28 protein-coding genes are annotated in these 21,053 nt (G+C 69.2%); 22 read left to right on the top strand and 6 right to left on the bottom strand.

Annotated elements, in window-relative coordinates:
- Window positions 1–2 precede the first annotated feature (2 nt).
- From moaC to KBY88_RS03610, 5 genes are read right to left on the bottom strand one after another with little or no spacing between them, the layout of a single operon-like run.
- Window positions 3–506 (bottom strand): cyclic pyranopterin monophosphate synthase MoaC, encoded by a 504-nt coding sequence (gene moaC, locus KBY88_RS03630; protein WP_254938555.1) that lies wholly within the window; start codon window positions 504–506, stop codon window positions 3–5.
- A 39-nt stretch (window positions 507–545) separates the two neighbouring features.
- Window positions 546–1,802: a cytochrome c biogenesis protein DipZ gene (locus KBY88_RS03625; RefSeq protein WP_254938554.1), complete on the bottom strand. Its 1,257-nt coding sequence runs from the start codon at window positions 1,800–1,802 to the stop codon at window positions 546–548.
- Window positions 1,799–2,683 (bottom strand): hypothetical protein, encoded by an 885-nt coding sequence (locus tag KBY88_RS03620; protein WP_254938553.1) that lies wholly within the window; start codon window positions 2,681–2,683, stop codon window positions 1,799–1,801. The genes KBY88_RS03625 and KBY88_RS03620 overlap by 4 nt, the downstream gene beginning before the upstream one ends.
- A gap of 24 nt (window positions 2,684–2,707) precedes the next feature.
- The gene (locus KBY88_RS03615) at window positions 2,708–3,418 is read right to left on the bottom strand and encodes a DUF4079 domain-containing protein (protein WP_254938817.1); all 711 of its coding nucleotides are present in this window, start codon (window positions 3,416–3,418) and stop codon (window positions 2,708–2,710) included.
- A gap of 10 nt (window positions 3,419–3,428) precedes the next feature.
- Window positions 3,429–3,914 carry a DM13 domain-containing protein gene (locus tag KBY88_RS03610; RefSeq protein ID WP_254938552.1) on the bottom strand — a complete coding sequence of 162 codons (486 nt, stop codon included), beginning with the start codon at window positions 3,912–3,914 and terminating at the stop codon, window positions 3,429–3,431.
- A 139-nt stretch (window positions 3,915–4,053) separates the two neighbouring features.
- Here KBY88_RS03610 and KBY88_RS03605 point away from each other — a divergent pair, with 139 nt between their 5' ends.
- The 21 genes from KBY88_RS03605 to KBY88_RS03505 all read left to right on the top strand — a co-directional run bounded on the left by KBY88_RS03605 (window position 4,054) and on the right by KBY88_RS03505 (window position 19,291).
- Window positions 4,054–4,986: a DMT family transporter gene (locus KBY88_RS03605; protein WP_254938551.1), complete on the top strand. Its 933-nt coding sequence runs from the start codon at window positions 4,054–4,056 to the stop codon at window positions 4,984–4,986.
- Between the two features lie 28 nt (window positions 4,987–5,014).
- Complete coding sequence (locus KBY88_RS03600; RefSeq protein ID WP_254938550.1) at window positions 5,015–5,593, top strand: sigma-70 family RNA polymerase sigma factor; 579 nt, start codon at window positions 5,015–5,017, stop codon at window positions 5,591–5,593.
- Window positions 5,590–6,318, top strand: coding sequence for an anti-sigma factor domain-containing protein (locus KBY88_RS03595; RefSeq protein WP_254938549.1), 729 nt, complete (start codon window positions 5,590–5,592; stop codon window positions 6,316–6,318). The genes KBY88_RS03600 and KBY88_RS03595 overlap by 4 nt, the downstream gene beginning before the upstream one ends.
- Window positions 6,319–6,336: 18 nt before the next feature.
- On the top strand, window positions 6,337–7,599 hold the full coding sequence (locus tag KBY88_RS03590) for a chloride channel protein (protein WP_254938548.1): 1,263 nt from the start codon (window positions 6,337–6,339) through the stop codon (window positions 7,597–7,599).
- A gap of 46 nt (window positions 7,600–7,645) precedes the next feature.
- Window positions 7,646–8,392 carry a VanW family protein gene (locus tag KBY88_RS03585; protein ID WP_254938547.1) on the top strand — a complete coding sequence of 249 codons (747 nt, stop codon included), beginning with the start codon at window positions 7,646–7,648 and terminating at the stop codon, window positions 8,390–8,392.
- Window positions 8,389–8,595 (top strand): hypothetical protein, encoded by a 207-nt coding sequence (locus tag KBY88_RS03580; RefSeq protein ID WP_254938546.1) that lies wholly within the window; start codon window positions 8,389–8,391, stop codon window positions 8,593–8,595. The genes KBY88_RS03585 and KBY88_RS03580 overlap by 4 nt, the downstream gene beginning before the upstream one ends.
- 82 nt (window positions 8,596–8,677) lie before the next feature.
- On the top strand, window positions 8,678–9,058 hold the full coding sequence (locus tag KBY88_RS03575) for an NADH-quinone oxidoreductase subunit K (protein ID WP_254938545.1): 381 nt from the start codon (window positions 8,678–8,680) through the stop codon (window positions 9,056–9,058).
- The gene (locus KBY88_RS03570) at window positions 9,055–10,572 is read left to right on the top strand and encodes a proton-conducting transporter transmembrane domain-containing protein (RefSeq protein ID WP_254938544.1); all 1,518 of its coding nucleotides are present in this window, start codon (window positions 9,055–9,057) and stop codon (window positions 10,570–10,572) included. Before KBY88_RS03575 ends, KBY88_RS03570 begins: the two co-directional genes overlap by 4 nt.
- Window positions 10,569–11,018: a Na+/H+ antiporter subunit E gene (locus KBY88_RS03565; RefSeq protein WP_254938543.1), complete on the top strand. Its 450-nt coding sequence runs from the start codon at window positions 10,569–10,571 to the stop codon at window positions 11,016–11,018. Before KBY88_RS03570 ends, KBY88_RS03565 begins: the two co-directional genes overlap by 4 nt.
- Complete coding sequence (locus KBY88_RS03560) at window positions 11,015–11,269, top strand: hypothetical protein (protein ID WP_254938542.1); 255 nt, start codon at window positions 11,015–11,017, stop codon at window positions 11,267–11,269. The genes KBY88_RS03565 and KBY88_RS03560 overlap by 4 nt, the downstream gene beginning before the upstream one ends.
- The gene (locus tag KBY88_RS03555) at window positions 11,266–11,547 is read left to right on the top strand and encodes a monovalent cation/H(+) antiporter subunit G (RefSeq protein WP_254938541.1); all 282 of its coding nucleotides are present in this window, start codon (window positions 11,266–11,268) and stop codon (window positions 11,545–11,547) included. Before KBY88_RS03560 ends, KBY88_RS03555 begins: the two co-directional genes overlap by 4 nt.
- A complete protein-coding gene (locus KBY88_RS03550; RefSeq protein ID WP_254938540.1) occupies window positions 11,544–12,050 on the top strand; it encodes a hydrogenase subunit MbhD domain-containing protein in 507 nt (168 codons plus the stop codon). The genes KBY88_RS03555 and KBY88_RS03550 overlap by 4 nt, the downstream gene beginning before the upstream one ends.
- Window positions 12,047–12,715 carry a Na(+)/H(+) antiporter subunit B gene (locus KBY88_RS03545; RefSeq protein ID WP_254938539.1) on the top strand — a complete coding sequence of 223 codons (669 nt, stop codon included), beginning with the start codon at window positions 12,047–12,049 and terminating at the stop codon, window positions 12,713–12,715. The genes KBY88_RS03550 and KBY88_RS03545 overlap by 4 nt, the downstream gene beginning before the upstream one ends.
- Window positions 12,716–13,351: an alpha/beta fold hydrolase gene (locus KBY88_RS03540; protein ID WP_254938538.1), complete on the top strand. Its 636-nt coding sequence runs from the start codon at window positions 12,716–12,718 to the stop codon at window positions 13,349–13,351.
- 156 nt (window positions 13,352–13,507) lie between these two features.
- On the top strand, window positions 13,508–13,756 hold the full coding sequence (locus KBY88_RS03535) for a hypothetical protein (protein ID WP_254938537.1): 249 nt from the start codon (window positions 13,508–13,510) through the stop codon (window positions 13,754–13,756).
- 169 nt (window positions 13,757–13,925) lie between these two features.
- On the top strand, window positions 13,926–15,161 hold the full coding sequence (locus KBY88_RS03530) for an EAL domain-containing protein (protein WP_315858095.1): 1,236 nt from the start codon (window positions 13,926–13,928) through the stop codon (window positions 15,159–15,161).
- A 22-nt stretch (window positions 15,162–15,183) separates the two neighbouring features.
- Window positions 15,184–15,762, top strand: a complete 579-nt coding sequence (locus KBY88_RS03525; RefSeq protein ID WP_254938536.1) for an antibiotic biosynthesis monooxygenase — start codon at window positions 15,184–15,186, stop codon at window positions 15,760–15,762.
- Entirely contained in the window at window positions 15,759–16,979 is a 1,221-nt protein-coding gene (locus KBY88_RS03520) for a heavy metal-binding domain-containing protein (protein ID WP_254938535.1), read from the top strand. Before KBY88_RS03525 ends, KBY88_RS03520 begins: the two co-directional genes overlap by 4 nt.
- Window positions 16,979–17,734, top strand: coding sequence for an alpha/beta hydrolase (locus KBY88_RS03515; RefSeq protein WP_254938534.1), 756 nt, complete (start codon window positions 16,979–16,981; stop codon window positions 17,732–17,734). The genes KBY88_RS03520 and KBY88_RS03515 overlap by 1 nt, the downstream gene beginning before the upstream one ends.
- A gap of 43 nt (window positions 17,735–17,777) precedes the next feature.
- Window positions 17,778–18,242 (top strand): hypothetical protein, encoded by a 465-nt coding sequence (locus tag KBY88_RS03510; RefSeq protein ID WP_254938533.1) that lies wholly within the window; start codon window positions 17,778–17,780, stop codon window positions 18,240–18,242.
- A gap of 20 nt (window positions 18,243–18,262) precedes the next feature.
- Window positions 18,263–19,291 carry a methyltransferase gene (locus KBY88_RS03505; RefSeq protein WP_254938532.1) on the top strand — a complete coding sequence of 343 codons (1,029 nt, stop codon included), beginning with the start codon at window positions 18,263–18,265 and terminating at the stop codon, window positions 19,289–19,291.
- 37 nt (window positions 19,292–19,328) lie between these two features.
- On the opposite strand, the gene KBY88_RS03500 is transcribed toward KBY88_RS03505, so the two are convergent.
- Window positions 19,329–19,673: a YbjQ family protein gene (locus KBY88_RS03500; protein WP_254938531.1), complete on the bottom strand. Its 345-nt coding sequence runs from the start codon at window positions 19,671–19,673 to the stop codon at window positions 19,329–19,331.
- Window positions 19,674–19,818: 145 nt separating this feature from the next.
- Between KBY88_RS03500 and KBY88_RS03495 the strand changes: the two genes are divergently transcribed.
- Window positions 19,819–21,030, top strand: coding sequence for an MFS transporter (locus KBY88_RS03495; RefSeq protein ID WP_396102573.1), 1,212 nt, complete (start codon window positions 19,819–19,821; stop codon window positions 21,028–21,030).
- Window positions 21,031–21,053: the final 23 nt, after the last annotated feature.

Raw genomic sequence — 21,053 nt, 5'->3', positions numbered from 1 at the left:
GTTCAGGCGCGCCCGCTGGTGGGCGACTCCCACACCCCATGGCGCCCACCCTCCTTGCGCAGCAGCCGCACGGGTCCGATCGTCATCGCCGGATCGGCGGATTTGACCATGTCGTAGAGGGTGAGCAGACCCACCTGCACAGCGGTGAGCGCCTCCATTTCCACCCCCGTGGGGCCGGTGGTGCGGGCCGTGGCCTCCAGGCGCAGGCCGGAGCCATCATCGGCGGGTTCGATCCGCACCTCCAGGCCGGAGAGGGCGATCGGATGGCAGAGGGGGATCAGCTCCCAGGTGCGCTTGGCCGCCTGGATCGCCGCCACCCGCGCCACCGCCAGCACATCGCCCTTGGCGGCGGTGCCCGAGAGGATCGACTCCAGCACCGGCGCTGCGATCACGATGAACCCCTCGGCCACGGCCCGGCGGTCGGTGGCGGGTCGATCGCCCACCTCCACCATGTGCACCTCGCCGCGATGGTTGAGGTGGCTGAGCCGGGGGGATGAATCCTGCATCACCCGATCATGGCGAAGCCCCCGAACCACACGGCGGCCTCAGGAGACCCCGGGCTGCACCAGGCCGCCGGGAACGTTGGTCTGGCCGGCTTCCCGCAGCAGGCTCTGGATGACCCGCTCCGATCGGTCGTAGGCGCCTTCTCCGAAATGGGTGGCCCGGATGCGCCCCTGGGCGTCGATGAAATAAAAGGCGGGCCAGTAGCTGTTGTTGAACGCCTTCCAGATCGCGTAGTCGTTGTCGATCACCACCGGATAGCTCACCCCAAGGCGCTTCGAGGCCTCGCGCACGTTGGCGAGGTCGCGCTCGAAGGCGAATTCCGGCGTGTGCACACCGATCACGACAAGACCGTGGTCCTTGTACTTCTGCGCCCAGGCCCGCACATGGGGAAGGGTCCGCACGCAGTTGATGCAGGAGTAGGTCCAGATGTCGATCAGCACCACCTTGCCCCAGAGCTGATCGCGGCTCAGCGGCGGGGAATGGAGCCAGGCGGACCCCTTGGGGAAGGGTGGCAGGGTGCCCAGCACCGGCAGGTTGCTGGCGGTTCCGGGCGGCTTCTGGCCACTGCCAGCGGGCTGAACCTGTGCCAGCAGCGCCCGCTCCAGCGGACCGGTGTCGGCAAACGCAAAGCGAGCCAGCGAGGCCTGCTCCAGCCCCAGGGCGATCACGCCCACGGCCACCAACACGGCACCGCCCAGGCCCCGGCGGATCCAGGCAGTGGCCGCCGCCGTGCGCTTCAGGGCCGCCGCCAGCCTCCCGCCGGCCAGCAGCACCAGCGCCAGGGAGCTGGCGGCACCGAGGCCGTAGGCAAGCAGCAGCAGGGGTGTCCGGACGCCGGCGCCCCCCACCACGGCACCGGTGAGGATCAGGCCCAGGATCGGACCGGCGCAGGGGGCCCAGAGCAGACCCACGGCCACGCCGAGCAGCAGCGAAGAGCCCACTGGGCGCCCGGGGCTGCCCCCCGCCTCTGCACGCCACGACAGGCGCTCCCCCAGCCGGACCAGGGGCCGACCCAGGCGCCCAGCCAGGGGAGGAAACAGCAGCGACAGCCCGAACAGCGCCATCAGCAGCAGGGCTCCAGCGCGCCCGAACTGACTGGCCTGGACGGCCCAGCCACCGGCAACGGCGGCGAGCGACCCCACGGACGCAAAACCCAGCGCCATGCCCCCCAGCAGGGGCAGGCCATGGGTCAGGAACGGCTCGCCCGCGCGGGCGAACACGAAGGGGAGCACTGGAAGAATGCAGGCACTCAGCAGGGTGAGCACACCCCCCAGATAGGCCAGGAGCAGCAGGGTCATGGGTGGATGAGGGGGTGGGTGCAATCGAGGGCGTCGAGGTCCACCTGGCGGCGCCCGGAGGCGTCGAGGCTGACCAGATCGGCGAACACCTCGCCCACGCGGATGTCGGCGGGGCGGTAGGCGTTGATCTGCAACAGCGGGGCTCCGGTCACCGCGTCGGTGCCCTCCACCTGCACCATCAGCAGCCCGTTGGCCCGCTGCAGCCCATCCAGGCCCAGCCGCCGCAGCGGGCTGTCCGGTGAGAGCCGGTGACTGATCACCGCCGTGACCTGCAGCTGGGGGGTCTGGCCGTTGAGCACCGGCAGCGGCTCGACGCGCCGCTGCACCACTCCGGGTTCGATTTCCTCATCGAGGAAGAGGAACATCCCGTAGGACACCTTCAGCCAGTGGCTGGGGTCCCGGGTGACGAAGCGGCAGCTGAGGTGCCCGCCGGACCAGGAGCTCAGGCAAAGGGCCCGGCTGAAGGTGAGCGGCGCGTCCACCCGGGTGAAGCGCAGAAAGAACAGGCCGGTCACCATCGCGTTGGTGAGCAACCCCACCAGCCGTTCGAGGGCGGCCACGGCGAGGCCATAGCCCGAGGTCAACTCGGCGGCGCGGAAGCTGGCGCTGAACAGGTTCTGCAGGGCAAAGACCAGGCTGGCTGGCAGGCCCATCGCCCCCATGCCCTCCAGGTGGCCGGCATCCAGCTGAAAGGCCAGGGTGAAGACCACCAATTCGGCCAGATACAGCCCGGTCATCGCCAGGAAGAACAGCGGCCAGGGCATCCGCATCACCATCGACACCGGCTGACGCCAGAGCCGCTGCCAGGGGCTGTGCTGAACACCCAGGGACTGCCAATGGCGGCGGCGGGCCATCGAAGGAGCCGGCGAACGGAAGGACATGAATCCGGCGGTCGGGATGAACCCTTAAGGAGCGGCCGAAGGCGCGGGGGTGGGACAGCGCTGGGCCTGGAAATCACAGGCGTAGACGGCCGGCTTCTGCCAGCCGAGCGGAATCTCGAGCAGATCCCGGGGCCCGCTGATCCCCTGGGCCAGGAAGATCAGGGCCGCCAGCACATTGGCGCTGAGATGCCACCGCCGCCAGCGCAGGTGCTTGTGGATCTCGGGGCGGCAGGCCACCGAGAACAGCATCAGCCCGGTGAGGCCGGCCCCGCCCCAGAAGTGGGATTGCCAGAAGGCGAGGCTGAAGGGGTTGTCACTGAGGCGGAACACCTCCGGCTGCATCCCCAGGGCGAGCACGCCCGCCCAGCAGAGCAACGCAAAGGTGGCCCGGTACAGCGGCTGTTTGACGCGGCCCAGGGCCACCAGCGCTCCCACCGATCCGGCCAGCACCAGGAGCAGGAGCAGCAACCGGAACGGTCCGCCTTCAAAGGCGCCGAGGGGGTGCTTGGTGGCGATCACCACCCCCAGGGCGATCAGCACGATGGCCACCACCGACGTCGCCAACCACTGGCCTAGGTCGGCATGGTCGCGCCCCACGGTGGGCGGCAGCTTGGCCTGGTTGAGGCGCCGGTCACGGGTCTGCTGCGCCAACCGCAGCACCATGCCGAGCAGGGGGTAGACGAGCACCACCGCCAGGGCGGGGTGCAACAACCAGAGCCAATCGACGGTCTGCAACATGGGTTGTTCAGGGCTTCAGGGGCGCCCAGGCCATGGTGGCGTTGAACTTCTTGCACCAGATCAGCACCGATCCCTGGGCCTTCAGATCGACCGAGGCGGGGATTGCGTAAGTCTGCGCACCGGAGCTGGATTTCAGCGACGCCAGGATCGTGTAGCTACCGGGCTTGAGCGGGAAGCCGGGGGCTTTGGTGCTGGCCAGAGGGGTGGTGGAGGGGCTGAAGATCACCTTCAGATCCGGGGCCATGTCGTTGGTCTTGAAATCGCTGCTCAGGACAAGCACCTTGCCGCTCCCCTGCTTCTTGATCGCGAAGCCTCCGCTGACGGGCGCTTCCGCCTTGCGGAACGTGCCTTGGACCATCGCGGCCGGGGCCATCATCGCGCCACCCTCCGGCTTGGACATGGACTCGGCGTGGAGTGCGGCACCGCTGAGCGCGGAGGCGCCGATCAGGGCCAGGGCAAGGCTCTTGGTCAGGGAACGGTTGGCGTGGGCCATGATTGATTCAAAGAGTGAGGGAAGGGCGAAAGCCTTGATCCGAGGTGACTCGACTCAAGGTTGATCGGCTCCTTGCCCCCTACTACCGATGACCGGACCGTTCGGATTGCGCCCTGCCACGTCCGGCAGATTCGGTCTGGTGGCGTTGCTCCTCTACGTGCTGTTGCGGGGTCTCGACGCCACGGCGCTGAAGGGTCTGCAGCTGGCCGGAGCCAGTCACCTGGTGAACGGTGAGAATCCGATCAGCTTCTGCAACGTCTTCTTCTTCTCCCAGCTGGTGGTGGGTCTGGTGGCCCTGCTGCCCGCCCGGCAGACGCTGCCCCGGGAGCTGGCCGCCCTGGGCGCCGCCGACCGCTGCCTGCTGGCCCTCGACGCTGGCCTGGGTCTGTTCCTCGGTCCGATCGCCTACTACCTGGCCCTGCAGTCGCTCTCGGTCGTCAGCCAGACGCTTCTGTTCGCGCTGGTGCTGCCGCTCTCCGCCCTGCTGGCCCGCTGGCTCCTGGGGGAGCCCCTGCCCCGGGGCTTCGCCCTCAGCCTCGGCCTGATCGCTGCCGGGCTACTGCTGCCCCAGGTGGCCTCGGCGGCCATGGGCGGGCCCATGGATGATCGGGTGGGGATCGGCTGGGCGCTTGTGGGGGTGGCGGCCTTCAGCTCGGCCGCGGTCACGGGGCGGACGATCGCCGGCCGCGGCTGGCCGGTGGCCGTGAGTGTGGGGGTGCCCTCCCTGCTCACCGCCCTGGTCTTCGCTCTGATCGCCCTGGTGCTGTTCGGACCCCACCATTTCCTGTTGCTGCAGCTGTGGTGGGTGCTGGGTGTGATCGGTGTCTACGCCGTCGTTCTGAGCCTGGGGCGCGAACTCTGCCTGCGCCTGGCCTATCGCCACAGCAGCGTCGCCATGGTGTCGCTCTGGGGCAGCCTGTCGCTGCCGGTGGCCGTGGTCAGCGCCGCCCTGCTGCTCCATGAACCACTCAGCCCCCAGGCTGTGCTGGGTCTCGCTCTGGTGCTGGCGGGCGCGCTCTGGAGCAGCGCCCCGGCCCAATCCGATCGGCCGCCCCATCGGTATCTGCCTTGACGATCTGCGCGCGGCACGCCCAGTGGGAGTGACTCCCCCCGAATCCGATGCCCCCGCCCAACGGCGATCGGGGAGCCTCGCGAACGGCGAGCCCGGCGACCTCCGCGACCTGGCTGGTCTCTATGACGCCTGCGGCGGTCCCGTCTACCGCCTGGCCCTGCGGCTGTGCCGCTCCAGCCAGGAGGCGGAAGACCTCACCCATGACGTCTTCCTGCGCTACTGGCAGCAGGACCGCTACGACCCCTCCCGCGGTCCGGTGCTGGCCTTTCTGCTGCTGCTGACCCGTTCGATGGCCCTCAATCGTCTGCAGCAGCGGCAGAACCGCTGGCGACTGGTGCAACGCTGGTCGTCACAGTTGTTTCCCGCCGCCGTGCCCAGCCCCCACGAGCAGGCGGAAACGGACGACCTGGCTCGCCGGGTCAAGCTGGCGCTGGAGTCGATACCTGCCAACCAGCGTCAGGTGCTGGAGCTGGCTTACTACGAGGGTCTGAGCCAGTCGGCGATCGGCGCGCAGCTGCAGTTGCCGCTCGGCACCGTCAAGACCCGCTCCCGCCAGGGCCTGATCCGCCTGCGGGAATTGCTCATCGACTTTCGGAGCGAACCATGAACGCCAACGACAACCACCGCTCCTCCCCTGGGGACGATCGCGACGTTCTGCTTGCCGGCCACGCCCTCGGCGACCTGGATACCGATGAGCGGGAGCGCTTGGCCTCCCTGTTGCGGGAGCAGCCCGAACTGCGCCACCGACTGGATCAGTTCCGCACCACCCTCGAACTGTTGCCCCTGGCCCTGCCGACCACGGCCTCGCCCCCGGCCCGACTGCGCCAGCGGCTGCTCGCACCGACGGCGCCCGTCCGGCGCCGGCTCCCCTGGCTGGTGCCGGCCCTGCTGGGGCTGGGCCTCCTGATCCTGGGGGTGGAGCTGCAGCAGACCCGCACCCAGCTGGCCCAGGTGCAGGACCAGTTGTCGGGCCAACGGAGGGAACCACAGGGCGCCGCCGTTCCGACCGCCCACCGCCAGATGCCGCTCACGGCGATGGCCCCGGGCGCCCCGGCGAACGGAGAGGTGCTGGTGACGGGTAACACCACCCACAACGTCCTGATGCTCAACGATCTGCCGCCGGCGCCCCCCGGCCATGTGTACAGGCTCTGGGCTAACGTGGACGGTCACAAGGTGGGCTGCGTCGCCTTCGTGCCGACGGCCCAGGGCCATGTGGCGATGCTGATCCCGACCCTGCCCACCAGCCTGGCCAAGGGGGTGAGTGTCAGCCTGGAGCGTGATCCCAATGGCACGGCGCCGCAGGGGCCCATGGTGCTCAGCGGACCGATCTGAGCCCCGCCGACCAACTCCATGACCCTCGCCCTCTCGCGCCTGCTCACCCTGCTGGGCTGTGGGCTGCTGATCGGGCTCCTGGAGGTGCCACTCCAATGGATCTCCGAACTGGGGTTCCAGCTCCAGGCCCTCTGGCCCATGGGCACGGCACGGTCCTGGCCCCTGGCCCTGGTGGCCCTGCCCCTGCTGGGAACGCCCCTGTTCCTTGCCCTGGCCTGGGGTCCCCTGGCCACCGGCCGAGGCGGGGGGTTGGGGGGGCTGCTGGCCCTGCAGCACAGCGATCTGCCCAGCAGCCAGCGGCAGCGCGCCTTGGCAAGCCTCACGCCGAGCGTGCAGCTGACGCGGCTACCGCTGCTGCTGCTCACCCACGTTTCCGGTCTGACACTGGGTATCGAATCCCCCTCGGCGGCCCTGGGAGCCACGGTGCTGCTGGCCCTGCGTTCGCGACTGGCCCCGCTGGCGGCCTTTTCGCCGGCCCTGCTGGCGGCGATCGGCGGTGGCGCCGGACTGGGGGCCGCCTTCCGCTCGCCGTTGCTGGGAGTCACCTATGCCCTGGAGGAGCTCAGTGCCACCAAAGGCATCTCCCTGGTGCTCCCCACCCTGGCGCTGGCGGGCATCGGGACGCTCGTCGGCACCGACCTGGGGCAGCCGGCCCGGCTGCAGACCTTCCTGATCGGGGGATTGCGACCCCAGCTCTGGCCCTGGGCCCTGCTGGTCACCGCCGCCTGCGCCCTGGTGGGGGTCGCCTTCGTGCGGTTGCTGATCCCGCTGGCTGATCAGCTGGGCCAGCGCCTGCGCTCCCGCCTCTGGCCCACCGCCCTGGCCCTGGGGGGAGGGCTGGCCCTGCTGGCCGTGGTCAGTGGCGGCCTGAGCCTCAACGACGGCTCCCTCAGCCTCGGTCCGGCGCTGACAGGGCGAGCCGACACCCCCTGGTGGGCCGCCCTGCCGCGGCTGCTCGCCTCCCTGTTCAGCATCGCCCTCGGCGCCCCCGGCGGCTTGATGCACGACACCATGACCCTCGGGGCGGTGGTGGTGGCCCCCTGGGTGCAAGGTCTCAGTGCCCCCGACCAGGCCGCCTTGATCGCGATCGGTGCCGCCGCCCTGTTCAGCGGTGCCAGCCGCACCCCCCTGTTCTGCGCGCTGTTCGTGTTCACCCTTCAGGGCAACCCCGAGCTCCTCTCCCTCCTGCTGCTGGCCTCGGCCCTGGCCACCGGCCTCAGCCGCGTCCTCAGCCCCTTGAGTTGGAGCGAGCACCAGAGCGAGGCGTACCTGGGGGCCTGAACCCGTCCAGCCATGCCAGCCTTGACCGGTTGCTGCGGTCCTCGCCATGGGCACTCCCCTGCGCCGCCGCCTGCCCCTTGCCCTGCGCCAGGAGCTGCTGCAGCTCCGGCGGCAATGGCGGGACCGACGCGAAGGGCTGGTGTTCAGCCACGGCCACCACCCGCTGGAGCTGGCGGCACCGCCACGGGCGGAGATCCGCCAGCCGCTGATGCCCGGCGAATGGCTGCTGAACAAACGCGCCAACCTGGAGCTGGCGCTTGAACGCCTCAATGGTTCGCGCCTGGGGCCCGCCACCACCTGGTCGTTCTGGCGGGCCCTCGGCCGCCCCTCCGCCCGACGCGGCTACCGGCGGGGCCGCAACCTGGTGAACGGCCAATTGGTGACCCAGGTGGGCGGTGGCCTCTGCCAACTCTCGGGGCTGCTCTATCACCTGGGCCTGCTGGCGGGCTTGGAAGTGGTCGAGCGCCATGCCCACAGCGTCGATGTCTACGGCGATGGCGAGCGCTTCACGCCCCTGGGGGCCGATGCCACCGTCGCCTGGGGCTCCCGCGATCTGCGGCTGGGCAACCCCCACGGCCAGGAGCTGGTGCTGGAGTGCCTGCTCACCGAGGGAGAGCTGATCGGTCGCCTGCGCGCAGCGGACCCCCTGCCCCTGCGGGAGCTGCGCTTCGAGCGCGAACCGGCGACAGCGGCGGGCCATCTCCGCGTGCGCACCTGGAGCGATGGCCAGCTGCTGGTGACCAACCACTACCGCCCCCTGCAGAGTCCAAGCGCTCCGGGGTCAGCGCCATGACCAACGACGCCACCTCCCTGTTCGTGGGGCTGATGGTGAGCCTGATCGGCGGCGCCTACGTGCTCTACGGGCGCAAACAGGGCCACACCGCCGCCCTGCTCTGTGGACTGCTGCTGACGCTGATCCCATGGTTTCTCACCAACCCGCTGGCGTTGGCGATCAGCTGCGTCCTGCTGATGGGACTGCCCTTGTGGCTGCGCTGATCGGGCGGCTCCAGCGGGACCTGCGGCCCCCTGGGATTCCCGGCACCCTCCCTAAAGTCAGCTTCCGCCCGCGACCGCTGCCATGGATCCGTTCCGGGTGCTCGAGGCACTGGTGCTGCTCACCGTGCTGATCGGTCTGCTGGGCTTGCTGCTGCGGCGCAACCTGCTGCTGAAGGTGCTGGCCATGGATGTGATGGGCACCGGCGTGATCAGCCTGTTCGTGCTGATCGCCGCCCGCAGCGGCCTGCGCACCCCGATCCTCAGCACCGACACCCCCGCGGCCGTTGGCGACGGGGCCTGGGCCGACCCGATCCCCCAGGCGGTCATTCTCACGGGCATCGTGATCGGCTTCTCGGTGCAGGCGCTGCTGCTGGTGGCGACCACCCGTCTGGCCCGCCTCGATCCCCGCCTGGACACGGCCCGGCTCGATCGGCTCACCCTTGGCCCCGACGCGCCGACATGATCGCCGCTGCCATCGCCTGGCTGCTGGTCCCCTTCCTGGCGGCCTTCATCACCGCCCTGGCCCCCCACCAGGGCCGGCCCCTGACGCTGCTCACCAGCGCCGCGACCGTGGCCATGGCCGCGGCCATCTCCGCCGGCTGGGTGCCCGAAAGCCTGCCCCTGCTGGGGCCCCTGGGGGTGGTGCTGCAGCCGGATGCCCTGGCCGCCCCCTTTCTGCTGGTCAACGGCCTGGTGGTGGCCGCCGTGGTTCTCGATGGCGCGGACCCGGGAGGGGATCCCACCGGCGGACCGTCCCCGGAGCCTCCAAAAGGCCGGCTGCCCCTCCTGGCACTGGTGCTGCTGGGGGCGCTGAATTCAGCGGTCGTGGCAGTGGATCTGATCTCGATCTACGTCGCTTTGGAGTTGGTGGGCGTAGCGGTGATGCTGCTGCTGGCCCTGGGCAACGACGAGCGCGACCTCTGGCTCGCGCTGCGCTACGGCCTGCTCAGCAACACGGTGATGCTGCTCTTTCTGATCGGGGCCGGGCTGGTCTACCTGCAGCAGGGCACGTTTGCCCTGGGGGCGGCGCCCCTGGCCGGAGGGGTCCCTCTGGCCCTGCTGGTGGGGGCTCTGGTGAGCAAGGGGGAGCTGTTCCTGGCGGGGCTCTGGCTGCCACGCACCAACGCCCAGGCCCCCCTGGCGGTGTCGGCGTTGCTCTCGGGGGCGGTGGTCAGCGCCGGGGTGGCGCCGCTGCTGCGGCTGGCGGCGCTCACGCCGCCCCTGGTGCCTGTGCTGCAGGGGCTGGGGGTCCTCTGCGCCGGCCTCGGGGTCGTCTTTGCCCTGGCCGAAACCGACCTGCGCCGACTCCTGGCCTGGAGCACCCTGTCCCAGATGGGATTGGTGGTGCTCTGGCCGGCGACGGGGGCCCTGCTGGCCCTGGCCCATGGCCTGGCCAAGGCGGCCCTGTTTCTCAGCGCCCGCGGCGTCCCCAGCCCTGACCTCCGCGCTTGGCGCCAGCGCCCCCTGGCGGCCGCCACCGCCGTTCCCCTGCTGCTCGCCTCCGGCTCCATTGCCGGCGTGCCCCCACTGCTGGGGTTCGCCGCCAAGGGCGCCCTGGAGAAGGGGGCCCTTGGCCCCCTGGAGCCTTGGGTGGCCTTGGTGGGGGTGGGCACCGTGGCGGTCTACGCCCGGCTCTGGGGAGCGCCCGTGCTGGGACTGGGCACGCCCAAGGAGGGTGAAGCCGATCCGACAGCAGGGATGGGAAGCTGGTCCCTGGGGGCACTGCTGCTGGCGGCCGCCCTGCTGCTCCTCAACCTCTGTCCCTGGGTCCGCCCGGCCTGGGACGCCCTGGCCAACGATGGCCTGGGATGGCCGCTCCTGAAAACAGGCGCCACGGTGGCGGCCGGCGTCGGCCTCGAGCGGTGGCTGGAGACCCGCCGTAGGCCCTGGGGCCTGCCATCCTTGGAGGGGCTCGACGACCTGCTGGCGGCCCTGGTGCTGCTGGCGGCCGCCCTGGTGCTGGGGCTGTCCCGATGACGACGCCCATCCCCCCCCTCCCGGCCGCTCTGCCGGTCCTGCTGCTGACCACGGCCCTGCGCCTGACGCTCTGGTGCCTGCTCACCAGTGACCTGAGCCCCCTCAATCTCGGCCTTGGCCTGGCGGTTGCCCTGCTGCTGCCCCACCGCCGAAGGACCCTGCCCCTGGGGGCCTTCCTGGCTGCCCTGGGCCAGGCCCTGGTCGCCATTCCCCAGGCCTATGGCGAAGCCTTCCGTTTGATGCTGGCCCGCCAGCCGCTCAACGGCTTGGTGCGCGAGCCCAGTCAGGCCGAAGGTTCAGATCTGGTGATCGCCCTGGAGATCTTCCGCCTTTCCGTCACCCCCTTCACCCTGGTGCTGGGGCTGGAGAGCGATGGGCGCCACTACCGCGTGCATCGGCGGCGGCCAGGACCGACCCAGCGGGGCAAGGGAGGAAGGCAGCGATGATCCTGAACCTGCTGGTGGCCGTTCTGGTCGTAGGCCTGCTGATTCCGATCCTGGCGGCCACGCGGCCGGGCCCGATCGGCGAACAGCTGGCCGCCTGGGCCAGCCTCTCCACCAAAGCGGCGGTGCTGATGCTGGTGGTCGGGGTGCAGCGGGCCGACCCGATGCTGGTGCAGGTCGGCGTGACCGTGCTGGCGGTGGGCAACGGCGGCCTGGTGCTGCTGGTGCGGCTCCTGCGGGAGGACTCCCGATGAACCTGCTCAGCGCCCTCGCCCTGGGCCTGGGGGCCCTGTTCTGGCTCTGGGGCACGGCGCCTCTGCTCGGGCGCGCTGCGCTCCTGGTGAAACTCCACAGCCTTACCGTGGCCGACACTCTCGGCTCCGCCCTGATCCTTCTGGGCCTGCTGCTCCGGGGTCCGCGCCAATGGCCCCTGCTGCTGCTGGCCCTGGCGATGCTGCTGATCTGGAACGCCCTCCTGGGTTACGTGCTGGCAGCACAGCCGCCGCTGCCCCCCGGGCGCCGCGAACCATGAACGGGACGACCCTGCTGCTGCCGCTCGCGGCGTTGCTGCCGCTCACGGCACTGCTCACCGTGAGCCAGCGCCGTCCCGCCCAGGCCCTGGTGCTGAGGGGGATGCTCGGGGCCGTGGCCGCACTGGTGTATGCCCTGATGGGCGCGGCCGATGTGGCCCTCACCGAAGCGCTGGTGGGGACGCTGCTGGCCACGGTGCTCTATGCCGTGGCGCTGCGCTCGTCGATGGTGCTGCGGCTGGGCCTGGCGCCCGATCACTCCCTCAGCGAGGGGGATGAAACGGTGTTGCGCCAGTGGCTGGCTGAAGCCCAGCTGGGGCTGGAACTGGTGACCCTGGAGCCTGGGAGCGATCCCGAACGCCTGCGCCTGCATGGCCAGCTGGTGGGGGGCCGCCAGCTGCATCTGGCCTCCAGCGACTTGAACCACGACCTGCAGACCCTCGCCGGGGCCGAGGCCTGGCGGGGCCTGGGCGGAACGATCGCCCCAGGGGAGCCGCAACCATGAAACCCAAGGTTCTGCTGCTGAGCCTCGCCGCCGCGGTGCCCGTGCTCGCCCCCCTGGGACTGCCACTGGTCGAACCGCGCCAGGCAGCGGCGCTGATCAACGCCCTCCTCGCCCAGACGGGGGCCCCCAATGTGGTCTCGGGGGTGATTCTGCACACCCGTCTCTACGACACCATCGCCGAAGTGGTGGTGTTCACCCTGGCGGCCCTGGGGGTGAGCTGGATGCTCCAGGAGGAGCCTGACGCCGGCCCGGTGCGCGCCCTGGGCGATCCCGCCGTGGGTGTCCTTTGCCGCCTGGGGGCCACGGTGGCCGCCCTGGTGGCGGTGGAGCTGGCCCTCCGCGGCCACCTCTCCCCGGGGGGAGGCTTTGCCTCTGGCGTGGCGGGGGGCACGGCGATCGGCCTGCTGCTGATCACCGGCTCCGCCAGCACCCTGGAGCGGCTGCAACGCCGCAGCCGCGCCGACCGCTGGGAGAAGGGCTCGGTGCTGGCCTTCCTTGCCTTGGCCGCGGTGGGCCTGGAGGGCCTCGACCTGCCGGGGGGCCGCTTCGGCAGTATCGCCAGCGGTGGTTGGATCCCGCTGCTCAACACCGTGATGGCCCTGAAGGTCATGCTCGGGTCGTGGTCGATGCTGCAGGCCTTCGTGCGCGCCCGGGGGCTGCTTTAGGTGGAGAACCTGCCGGCCCCAGGAGCGAAGACACCGGCCCAGCTGCTGTTTCTGGCTGGGGCCTCCGGCAGCCTGGCGTTTTGGCAACCGCTGGTCCAGCGGCTCAGCCATCCGGCCGAGCGCAGGATCCTGGGCTGGCCTGGCTTCGGCCCGACGCCGCCGGATCCCTTCTTCAACGGTCTGGGTGACCTGGTCGCCCTGGTCACAGGAGCCATGGATCGACCCACGGCCCTGATCGCCCAGTCCATGGGTGGGGTGATCGCCCTGCGGGCTGCCCTGGAGCAACCGGCGGCCATCACGCACCTGGTCTTGACCGTCACCTCAGGTGGCCTGGATCGGACCTGCCATGGCGCCGTGGATTGGCGGCCAGCCTTCAGCGCCAACCACCCCGCGGCTCCCCCCTGGTTCGCTGAGGCCTCCACCGATCTGACGCCGCTCCTGCCCAGACTCCAGGTCCCCACCTTGCTGGTATGGGGGGACGCCGATCCGATCAGCCCGTTGAGTGTCGGACGCCGGCTGGAGGCGCTGCTGCCCCGGGCACGGTTGCGCGTGATCGCCGGCGCCGACCACGACCTGGCGTTCACCCATGCCTCAGCCCTGGCACCGATGGTCGAGGACCATCTCGCGTCGCGCTGACACCGGATCCGATGCAACCGGGGACCGTCGGGCCCGAGCGGCGCGATCGGCTGAGGTCGCTGGTGGGAGGGTATACCGACGATTTCACCATCGTCTACGAACACACGCACGAACGCTCCCCGGTGGAGGCAACCTCCCCGGCAAACCGAGCGCGGGATGGAGTGGTGCATCGCCGATGGTGACCAGCCGGTGGGCGACCTGCCTCTGGTCTTCACCTTCAACCAGCAGAAGAAGGGCCCCATCTGCGTCGTCGATGAACGGTCCACTGCTCCCGAAGGTCGCGCTTGTGGTGCCGGCGGCCAGGCCCTCACCCCGGCGGAGCACGCCTGCCGTCACCTCAGGGCGGGCTCCCGCGACGAAACGTCGAAGCCGCCAACCCTTGATTCAGTGCGATCCGACACCTGAACCCTTCTTTTGACCACTAAGGTTGTTCTCCTTTGACTTCCTGCAGCGGCGCTGAATTCATGCCTGACGTTCGGCTGAATCGCGCAACATTCACCATCACCCCCTCCCGCAAGAAATTGGTCAAAAACCTTGGCAGACTGCGCTGATTCAACCGTCTGGCCTGAATGATATGGATGACGCAAAGCCCATGCTCATGGCGATAGAGGACCCTTGGAGCCTGCCAGGGAACGAGCTGTCCATTCATTTTCAACCAATCGTTTCCCTTAAACAGTCAACCGTTGTCGGCCTCGAAGCCCTCGTGCGCCCGGGACACACGAGCGTCGGCCAGCTCTTCGCCAAAGCCCGCCAGGCCGGTCGGCTGCTGGAGCTCGATCGCCGCTGCCGCGCCCGGGCCATGGAGGAGTACCGGGGCCTGCATCTGCCCCGCTCCCTGCGTCCCTTTCTCTTCCTGAACATCGAGACCTCGCTGATCGACGAAAGGGCAGAAGGCTCGGGCGCCCTGCTCGCCGCCGTCCTGGCCGAAGGACTCGATCCAAGCGACATCGTGATCGAGCTCAACGAAACACAAACCAGTGACACGGTCACCCTCAAACGCTTTGTCGAACGTCACCGGGAGATGGGTTTCTTGATCGCCCTCGACGACATGGGTTCCGGCTACAGCAACCTGCCGCGCATCGCCGAATTGCGGCCCCACATCATCAAGTTGGATCGCAGTCTGGTCGCCAGCGTTGACCGCAGCTTCTTCAAACAAGAAACAGTAAAGTCCCTGGTCCTGCTCGGAAAAACCATCGGCTGCCTTGTGTTGGCCGAAGGAGTTGAAACCCAAGCCGAACTCGACACCTGTGCTGCCCTCGGGGCGGAATTGTTCCAAGGCTTCCACCTGGCCCGGGCCAAGCCCACCGCCGACCTGCATCTGGCGGCCCTGCAACCCATGCTCAAGGAAGCCTCCCGTCGGCAACGGTCCAAGGCCGTGGCCGCGATCCAGGCCCGGCGCAAGGAGGGCCTGGACCTGCTCAATCTGGCCCGCACAGGCTGTGACGTCCTCCGTCACAGGGCACCGGCGGTCTTCGACACCGTTCTGGCCCACTGGGTGAGCGGCAACGCCATGGTCGAAGCGGCCTATGCCCTCGATGGTGAGGGCCTGCAGATCAGCCACACCCACCTGGGTCAGGGCATCCGCCCCGCCGGCAGCCGTCTGTTCATGCCCGCCCAGCAGGGCACGGACCACGCCAACAAGGAGTACTTCTTCAGCCTGCGCGATACGGGCCTGAAGCAATACATCACCGACAGCTACATCAGCCTGGCCACTGGCCAACCCTGCCGCACCGTGGCTGTGATGGTGGAGCACTCCAGTGCCGTCGATTACGTGCTCTGCATCGATCAGCGCCTCAGCCCCCTAATCTGATCCTCTGCACAACCCGGCGGCCATGACCTCGGAGCGCGCACATGATCAGGATCCCCTCGCTACTTTCGAAGTGGTCCAAAGGATCAAGCCAGGGCACGAGGCGGCTTTCGAACGTGCCATGGCCGATCTGATGACGGCCGCCCGGGAGCACCCGGGGCATCTGGCGGTCAACGTCTACCGCCCGTCAAGCTCCGACGATCCCAACTACCGGATCATCCACAGCTTCGATCACCTCAGCAGCCTCCAGGGCTGGCAGGCCTCCGATCGGCGGCGTTTGCTCGTTCGTCGTCTGCATCGGCACACCGTTGACGCCGGCCAGATCCGCCTGCTCACGGGGTTGGAAACCTGGTTCACCCTGCCGAGCCGGCCCGGTCAGGCGCCACCGCCCCGCCACAAGATGCTGCTGATCAGCACCCTCACGGTCTACCCCTTGATCACCCTGATCAACCTGGCACTGCAGCCTTGGCTGATCGCGTTGCCCCTGCCCTTGCGCACCTTGATCGTGACCGTGTTGATGGTGTCGTTGATGACCTACGTGGCCATGCCGCGCATGACGCGCCTGTTCCGCCGTTGGCTTTATCCCATCGCCCCCAAGCCATGACCGTGATCACCGGCCTGTCCGGCAACGAGATCTACTGCCTGCGCCGGCAGGGTTTGAAGCCAGGGGATCTGGTGATCGGCAACAGCGTGATCGCCCTGGGCCTGGTGCGCAGCCTGATCTCCGGTTTCAGGACCCTGGTGGGGGGAGAGGTGCATCCGATCACGTCCTTGATCCACGAAGGTCGCGCTCGCGCCTACCGGCGCCTCGAGCGTGAGGCCGGCCAGCGGGGTGGCGTCGGCATCACAGGCGTGGCCAACGAACTGATTTTCCAGGGCACCAACGTGGAGTTCCTGGCCATCGGCTCCTGCCTGCACCGGGTGGATGGATCGACGGACGACGTCCTGGCCTTCTCCAGCTCCGCCGATGGCCAGGCCCTCTATTGCCAGCTCGATTGCGGCTTCAGACCCTTGAAGTTCGTGTTCGGCAACGTCGCCTACGCCGTGGGGCTGGGGGGCGGGCTGCTGGGGAGCCTGCGCAGCCTGGTGCGTGGTGAGGTGGTGGAGTTCTCCCGGCTGTTCAACACCATCCGCCATCTGGCCCTTGAGCGCATCCAGGCGGAGGCCATCGCCGTGGGCGCCAACGCCGTGGTGGGCATCCGCACCACGATTCTGCCCTTCGTCGGCCTGCAGGAAATGGTGATGATCGGCACCGCGTCCCACCATCCCGCCCTGGCTGCGGCCTACAGCGAGACACCGATCACCAGTGACCTCACCAACGAGGAGATGTGGAACCTGATCGATGAAGGCCTCATGCCCGTTCAACTGGTATTGGGCGTATCGGTCTATTCGCTGGGACTTGTCGGCGGCCTGACGGCCTTCTTCAAGTCATTCGTGCGCGGCGAAATCCGCGAACTCACCACCTTGATCTATGCGGCCCGCGAGCAGGCCCTGCGCCACATCGAAGTGGATGCACGCCGCTGCGGCGCCGACCAGGTGGTCGGCATCAAGACCTACGTCTACAACCTCGGCGGCGGCATCGTCGAATTCCTGGCGATCGGCACCGCGGTCAAGGCCATGCCTGGTGTGGGCACCCACTCGGGGCAGCTGCTGCCCCAGGCGGTCATCCGCGACCAGGACACCTTCATCAACACCGCCCAGTCCAGCAGTTCGGCGCCATTGAACCAGCCCACCAACGCGCGCGGCCTCCTGGGGTCCGTGGGCCTCCTGTTCGCCATCGTGGCCTGGATCGTCTACGTGGTGGTCGTGATCAGCCGCTGATGGTGGGCGCGCAAGCCCCGCTCGGCGCCCTGCTGCTGCACGGTTTCACCGGCAACCCCACAGCGATGCGCCCCCTGGAAGCACCCTTGCGGGCCTTGGGTTGTCCGGTGGCGATGCCCCTGCTGCGGGGCCATGGGGGGCCCAGTCCAGCGGCCCTTGAAGCGGTGCGCTGGCCCGACTGGGTCGCCGACGGGGCCCAGGCCCTGGTGCGCCTGCGCCACCGGGCCGAGCACGTGATCGTCGTGGGCCACAGCATGGGCGCCCTGGTGGCCCTGCAGCTGGCGGCCGACCATGGCGCCAGCATCGACAGCCTGGTGCTGGCGGCGGCCCCCCTCCAGCTGGCCTCCCCGCTGGCTCCGGGGCGACCGCTGCAGCTGCTCAGGCCCCTGTTGCAACGGCTGCTGCACCGCTGGCCGATCCCGAAAACCTACCGAGACCCCTCCCTGGCCATCCACGACAGCAGCTACGCCTGGGCACCCATGGCTCCGTTGCTCTCCTTCCTGGACTTCAGCGCCACCACCCGCGCGCGGTTGGGGGAAGTGAGCTGCCCTGCCTTGATCCTGCAGAGCCATGCCGATCCGGTGGTACTGGACGCCAGCGTCCCGTTGTTGTGCGCCGGCCTGGCGACCCCGGCCGCCGAGAAGCGTGTGGTCTGGTTCGAGCGCTCGGGCCATGAGCTCGTTCTCGATCTGGAGGGTCCGGCGGTTGTTGCGACCGTGATGGAGTTCGTGGGGGAGCGACTGATGCGCGGTTGAATGTTGAAACTCAGCGTCAGGGCACCTCCAAGTGGCACCAGCCATGCCTTCCATTCGCCTGGCCATCCCTACCGCTGCCCGCGCTCTGCTGGGCAGTGCCCTGGTGTCCGGCACACTCCTGCTGCCAGCGACCCTGATGCTGGCGATCGTGCCGCCGGCAGCCCTGGCGCAAGCCGTGATCGCCCCCAAAGGCCGCACCCCCACCCTCGAGGGCACCACCTGGAGCGGCACGGATTCCGACGGTGACTTTTACAGCTACACCTTTCTGCCCGGCGGCGCCCTGCGCTTCACGGCGGGCACCGGCGCCAAAGCCAAGACCTACCAGGATGAAGGCGACAACTGGGCCCAGAACGGCCCCGTGGTGATCATCGTCACCACCAAGTACGCCACCCGCCAGGGGCTGATCCGCGGCAACCGCATGGCCGGCGACGCCTGGAACGTCAAGAACCACCGCTGGACCTGGGAAGCCAAAAGGACCTCCCCCCCAACCGCCGGCCTGTCGAAGTAACGACCCTTTCACCCGCTCCCATGGCCCCCCACGACCTCTCCCCGGCCCGGATCCTCGATGTGGCCATGGCTTTCTGGCCCGCCAAGGTGCTGCTCTCGGCCGTCGAACTCGATCTGTTCAGCACCCTGGGGGAGCGCGCCCTGGCTGGCGCTGAGCTCCGCGCGGAGCTGAAGCTGCACCCCCGCGCCAACCCCGATTTCTTCGACACCCTGGTGGCCCTGCAGTTTCTTGAGCGCGAGGGCGACGGGGCGGAGGCGCTCTACCGCAACAGCGCCGAAACGGGCACGTTCCTGAACAGAGCCCATCCCGCCTACATCGGTGGCTTCCTGGCCATGGCCAACGACCGCCTTTATCCCTTCTGGGGCGATCTCACGGAAGCCCTGCGCACGGGCGCACCTCAAAACGAGATCAAGCACAACGGTGCCCCGCTCTTTGAGGCGCTCTATGCGGACCCCGAGCGACTGGAGCAGTTCCTTGCCGCCATGGCGGGGATTTCCGCCGGCAACGCGGCGGCCCTGGCCGAGCGCTTCGATTTCTCCCCCTACCGCAGCCTCTGCGACGTGGGCGGTGCCTCGGGCCTGCTGGCCCTGACCGTCGCCCGCCGCCACCCCCATCTGCGCTGTCTCACCGCCGATCTGCCCCCCGCCACGGCAATCGCCGCGCGCCAGGTGGCCGCCTCGGGGCTGGCGGATCGGGTCAGTGCCGTGCCGCTGGATTTCTTCGCCCAGCCGCTACCCAGGGCCGATGTGATCACCATGGGCCTGATCCTCCACGACTGGAACCTGGAGAAGAAGCGCGAGCTGATCGCCGCCGCCTACGAGGCCCTGCCCGAGGGGGGAGTCTTCATCGTGCTGGAGCACCTGATCGACGATGCCCGGCGTGAGAACGCCTTCGGGCTGATGATGTCGCTGAACATGCTGATCGAGAACGGCGACGCCTTCGACTACACCGGCGCAGACTTCAACGACTGGTGCCTGGAGGCGGGGTTCCGGCGCACGGAAGTGATCCCCCTGGCCGGACCCGCCAGCGCCGGCATCGCCTACAAGTGAGACCCCGGCGTCGGCACACGCTCCGCTCCCGGGTGCGTCACTCCAGCTTCTCGATCAGCACCGCCGTGCCGTAGCAGAGCACCTCGGTGGCCGCCGAGGCGCCGCTCTCCACCTCCGAGCCGTCGTAGCGGGTGCCCACGATCGCGTTCGCCCCGAGCTTGCGGGCATGGCTGATCATCTGCTCATAGGCCTGCTGGCGGGTCTGCTCGCACATCTCGGTGTAGGCACCGATGCGACCGCCGATCATCGATTTCAGCCCCCCGAGGAAGCCCTGCAGCAGGGTGGGTGAGCGCACCACGATCCCCCGGACGATCCCCCGGTACTCCTTGATGGCATAGCCCTCGATGCTGAAGGTGGTAGTCACGAAGACCGGTTGAACCACGGCGTGCCCTCGCTTCGATCGGGTCCAACCCTATGGCGGCCCGGCGCTCCCGTGGGAGCCTGAGGACCCCTCGGCACCGCCGCCCTTGCCCCTCGCTCGGCCCTCCACCTACTTCTGCGCCTTCGTCACGCTGCTGAACGACCGCATGGGGGAAAGCATCGTCTTTCCGCTGCTGCCGTTCCTGCTGGCCAACTTCAGCAACGACGGCCGCACCCTGGGGCTGCTGGCGGGCAGCTACGCCCTGGCCCAGTTCGCCGCCACTCCCCTGATCGGTGCCCTCAGCGACCGCTACGGCCGCAAACCCGTGATCGCCCTCTGCGTGGCTGGCTCGGTGCTGGGCCTGGGGTTGTTCGCCCTCACCGTGGCCACCGACTGGAGCCGGTTCCCCTGGGCGGCCGGGACCAGTCTCCCCCTGGGGCTGCTGTTTCTGGCCCGCCTGATCGATGGGGTCAGCGGCGGCACCGCCGCCACCGCCGGGGCCGTGCTCGCCGACATCTCCCCGCCGGAGAAGCGCGCCAAGGCCTTTGGCCTGATCGGCGTGGCCTTCGGGCTGGGCTTCATCCTCGGTCCAGGCCTGGGGGGACGGTTGGGGGAGATCAACGTGAACCTGCCGGTGCTGGTGGCGGTGGGCTTCGCCGCCGCGAACTTCGTGCTGGTGCTGCTGCTGCTGCCGGAAACCCACCCTCCCGAGGCCCGCCAGCCGATGCCCCGCCGGCGCGAGCTCAACCCCTTCAGCGCCCTGCACAAGGTGTTCAGCAACCCGCAGGTGCGTCGTCTCTGCCTGGCTTTTTTCCTGTTCTTTCTGGCCTTCAACGGCTTCACCGCCGTACTGGTGCTTTATTTCAAGCAGGTCTTCGGCTGGGGTCCGGCCCTGGCCGGCACGGCCTTCCTGATCGTGGGCGTGGTGGCCACGGTGGTGCAGGGGGGCCTGATCGGGCCGCTGGTGAAGCGTTTCGGCGAATGGCGCCTCACCCTGGCGGGCCTGGGCTTCGTGATCGCCGGCTGCCTGTTGATCCCGCTCGCCAGCAGGGCCCATGCCCAGCCGGTCGTGTTCAGCGCCGTGGCCGTGCTCGCCCTGGGCACGGGACTGGTGACCCCCTGCCTGCGCAGCCTGGTGTCGCGCCGCCTGGACAGCAGTGGCCAGGGGGCCGCCCTGGGCAGCCTGCAGGGCCTGCAGAGCCTGGGCAGCTTCCTCGGACCGCCGCTGGCGGGACTGGCCTACGAGCTCACCGGCCGCACCAGCCCCTTCTGGCTGAGCATCGGGCTGCTGACGGCGGTGGCCACCCTGGTGGCGGGGGGGTTACCCAGCTCAGGACCCTTGGCAAGCACCTCCAACACCGAAAAGGCCGAGGGTTGATTGCTACGTTGAGCCCCAATCCA

Source organism: Cyanobium sp. Morenito 9A2, from assembly GCF_024345575.1.
Lineage (GTDB): Bacteria > Cyanobacteriota > Cyanobacteriia > PCC-6307 > Cyanobiaceae > ATX-6F1.
This window is presented reverse-complemented; position numbering and strand designations above follow the sequence as displayed.

Bases quoted from the DNA above. Each gene is read 5' to 3' on its own strand.
- KBY88_RS03570 (WP_254938544.1), top strand. From the start codon at position 9,055: ATGATCGCCGCTGCCATCGCCTGGCTGCTGGTCCCCTTCCTGGCGGCC.
- KBY88_RS03520 (WP_254938535.1), top strand. From the start codon at position 15,759: ATGACCGTGATCACCGGCCTGTCCGGCAACGAGATCTACTGCCTGCGC.
- KBY88_RS03590 (WP_254938548.1), top strand. From the start codon at position 6,337: ATGACCCTCGCCCTCTCGCGCCTGCTCACCCTGCTGGGCTGTGGGCTG.
- KBY88_RS03610 (WP_254938552.1), bottom strand. From the start codon at position 3,914: ATGGCCCACGCCAACCGTTCCCTGACCAAGAGCCTTGCCCTGGCCCTG.
- KBY88_RS03585 (WP_254938547.1), top strand. From the start codon at position 7,646: ATGGGCACTCCCCTGCGCCGCCGCCTGCCCCTTGCCCTGCGCCAGGAG.
- KBY88_RS03550 (WP_254938540.1), top strand. From the start codon at position 11,544: ATGAACGGGACGACCCTGCTGCTGCCGCTCGCGGCGTTGCTGCCGCTC.
- KBY88_RS03510 (WP_254938533.1), top strand. From the start codon at position 17,778: ATGCCTTCCATTCGCCTGGCCATCCCTACCGCTGCCCGCGCTCTGCTG.
- KBY88_RS03530 (WP_315858095.1), top strand. From the start codon at position 13,926: ATGGATGACGCAAAGCCCATGCTCATGGCGATAGAGGACCCTTGGAGC.
- KBY88_RS03625 (WP_254938554.1), bottom strand. From the start codon at position 1,802: ATGACCCTGCTGCTCCTGGCCTATCTGGGGGGTGTGCTCACCCTGCTG.
- KBY88_RS03535 (WP_254938537.1), top strand. From the start codon at position 13,508: ATGGAGTGGTGCATCGCCGATGGTGACCAGCCGGTGGGCGACCTGCCT.
- KBY88_RS03505 (WP_254938532.1), top strand. From the start codon at position 18,263: ATGGCCCCCCACGACCTCTCCCCGGCCCGGATCCTCGATGTGGCCATG.
- KBY88_RS03495 (WP_396102573.1), top strand. From the start codon at position 19,819: ATGGGGGAAAGCATCGTCTTTCCGCTGCTGCCGTTCCTGCTGGCCAAC.
- KBY88_RS03545 (WP_254938539.1), top strand. From the start codon at position 12,047: ATGAAACCCAAGGTTCTGCTGCTGAGCCTCGCCGCCGCGGTGCCCGTG.
- KBY88_RS03565 (WP_254938543.1), top strand. From the start codon at position 10,569: ATGACGACGCCCATCCCCCCCCTCCCGGCCGCTCTGCCGGTCCTGCTG.
- KBY88_RS03555 (WP_254938541.1), top strand. From the start codon at position 11,266: ATGAACCTGCTCAGCGCCCTCGCCCTGGGCCTGGGGGCCCTGTTCTGG.
- moaC (WP_254938555.1), bottom strand. From the start codon at position 506: ATGCAGGATTCATCCCCCCGGCTCAGCCACCTCAACCATCGCGGCGAG.
- KBY88_RS03580 (WP_254938546.1), top strand. From the start codon at position 8,389: ATGACCAACGACGCCACCTCCCTGTTCGTGGGGCTGATGGTGAGCCTG.
- KBY88_RS03560 (WP_254938542.1), top strand. From the start codon at position 11,015: ATGATCCTGAACCTGCTGGTGGCCGTTCTGGTCGTAGGCCTGCTGATT.
- KBY88_RS03575 (WP_254938545.1), top strand. From the start codon at position 8,678: ATGGATCCGTTCCGGGTGCTCGAGGCACTGGTGCTGCTCACCGTGCTG.
- KBY88_RS03620 (WP_254938553.1), bottom strand. From the start codon at position 2,683: ATGTCCTTCCGTTCGCCGGCTCCTTCGATGGCCCGCCGCCGCCATTGG.
- KBY88_RS03515 (WP_254938534.1), top strand. From the start codon at position 16,979: ATGGTGGGCGCGCAAGCCCCGCTCGGCGCCCTGCTGCTGCACGGTTTC.
- KBY88_RS03595 (WP_254938549.1), top strand. From the start codon at position 5,590: ATGAACGCCAACGACAACCACCGCTCCTCCCCTGGGGACGATCGCGAC.
- KBY88_RS03525 (WP_254938536.1), top strand. From the start codon at position 15,184: ATGACCTCGGAGCGCGCACATGATCAGGATCCCCTCGCTACTTTCGAA.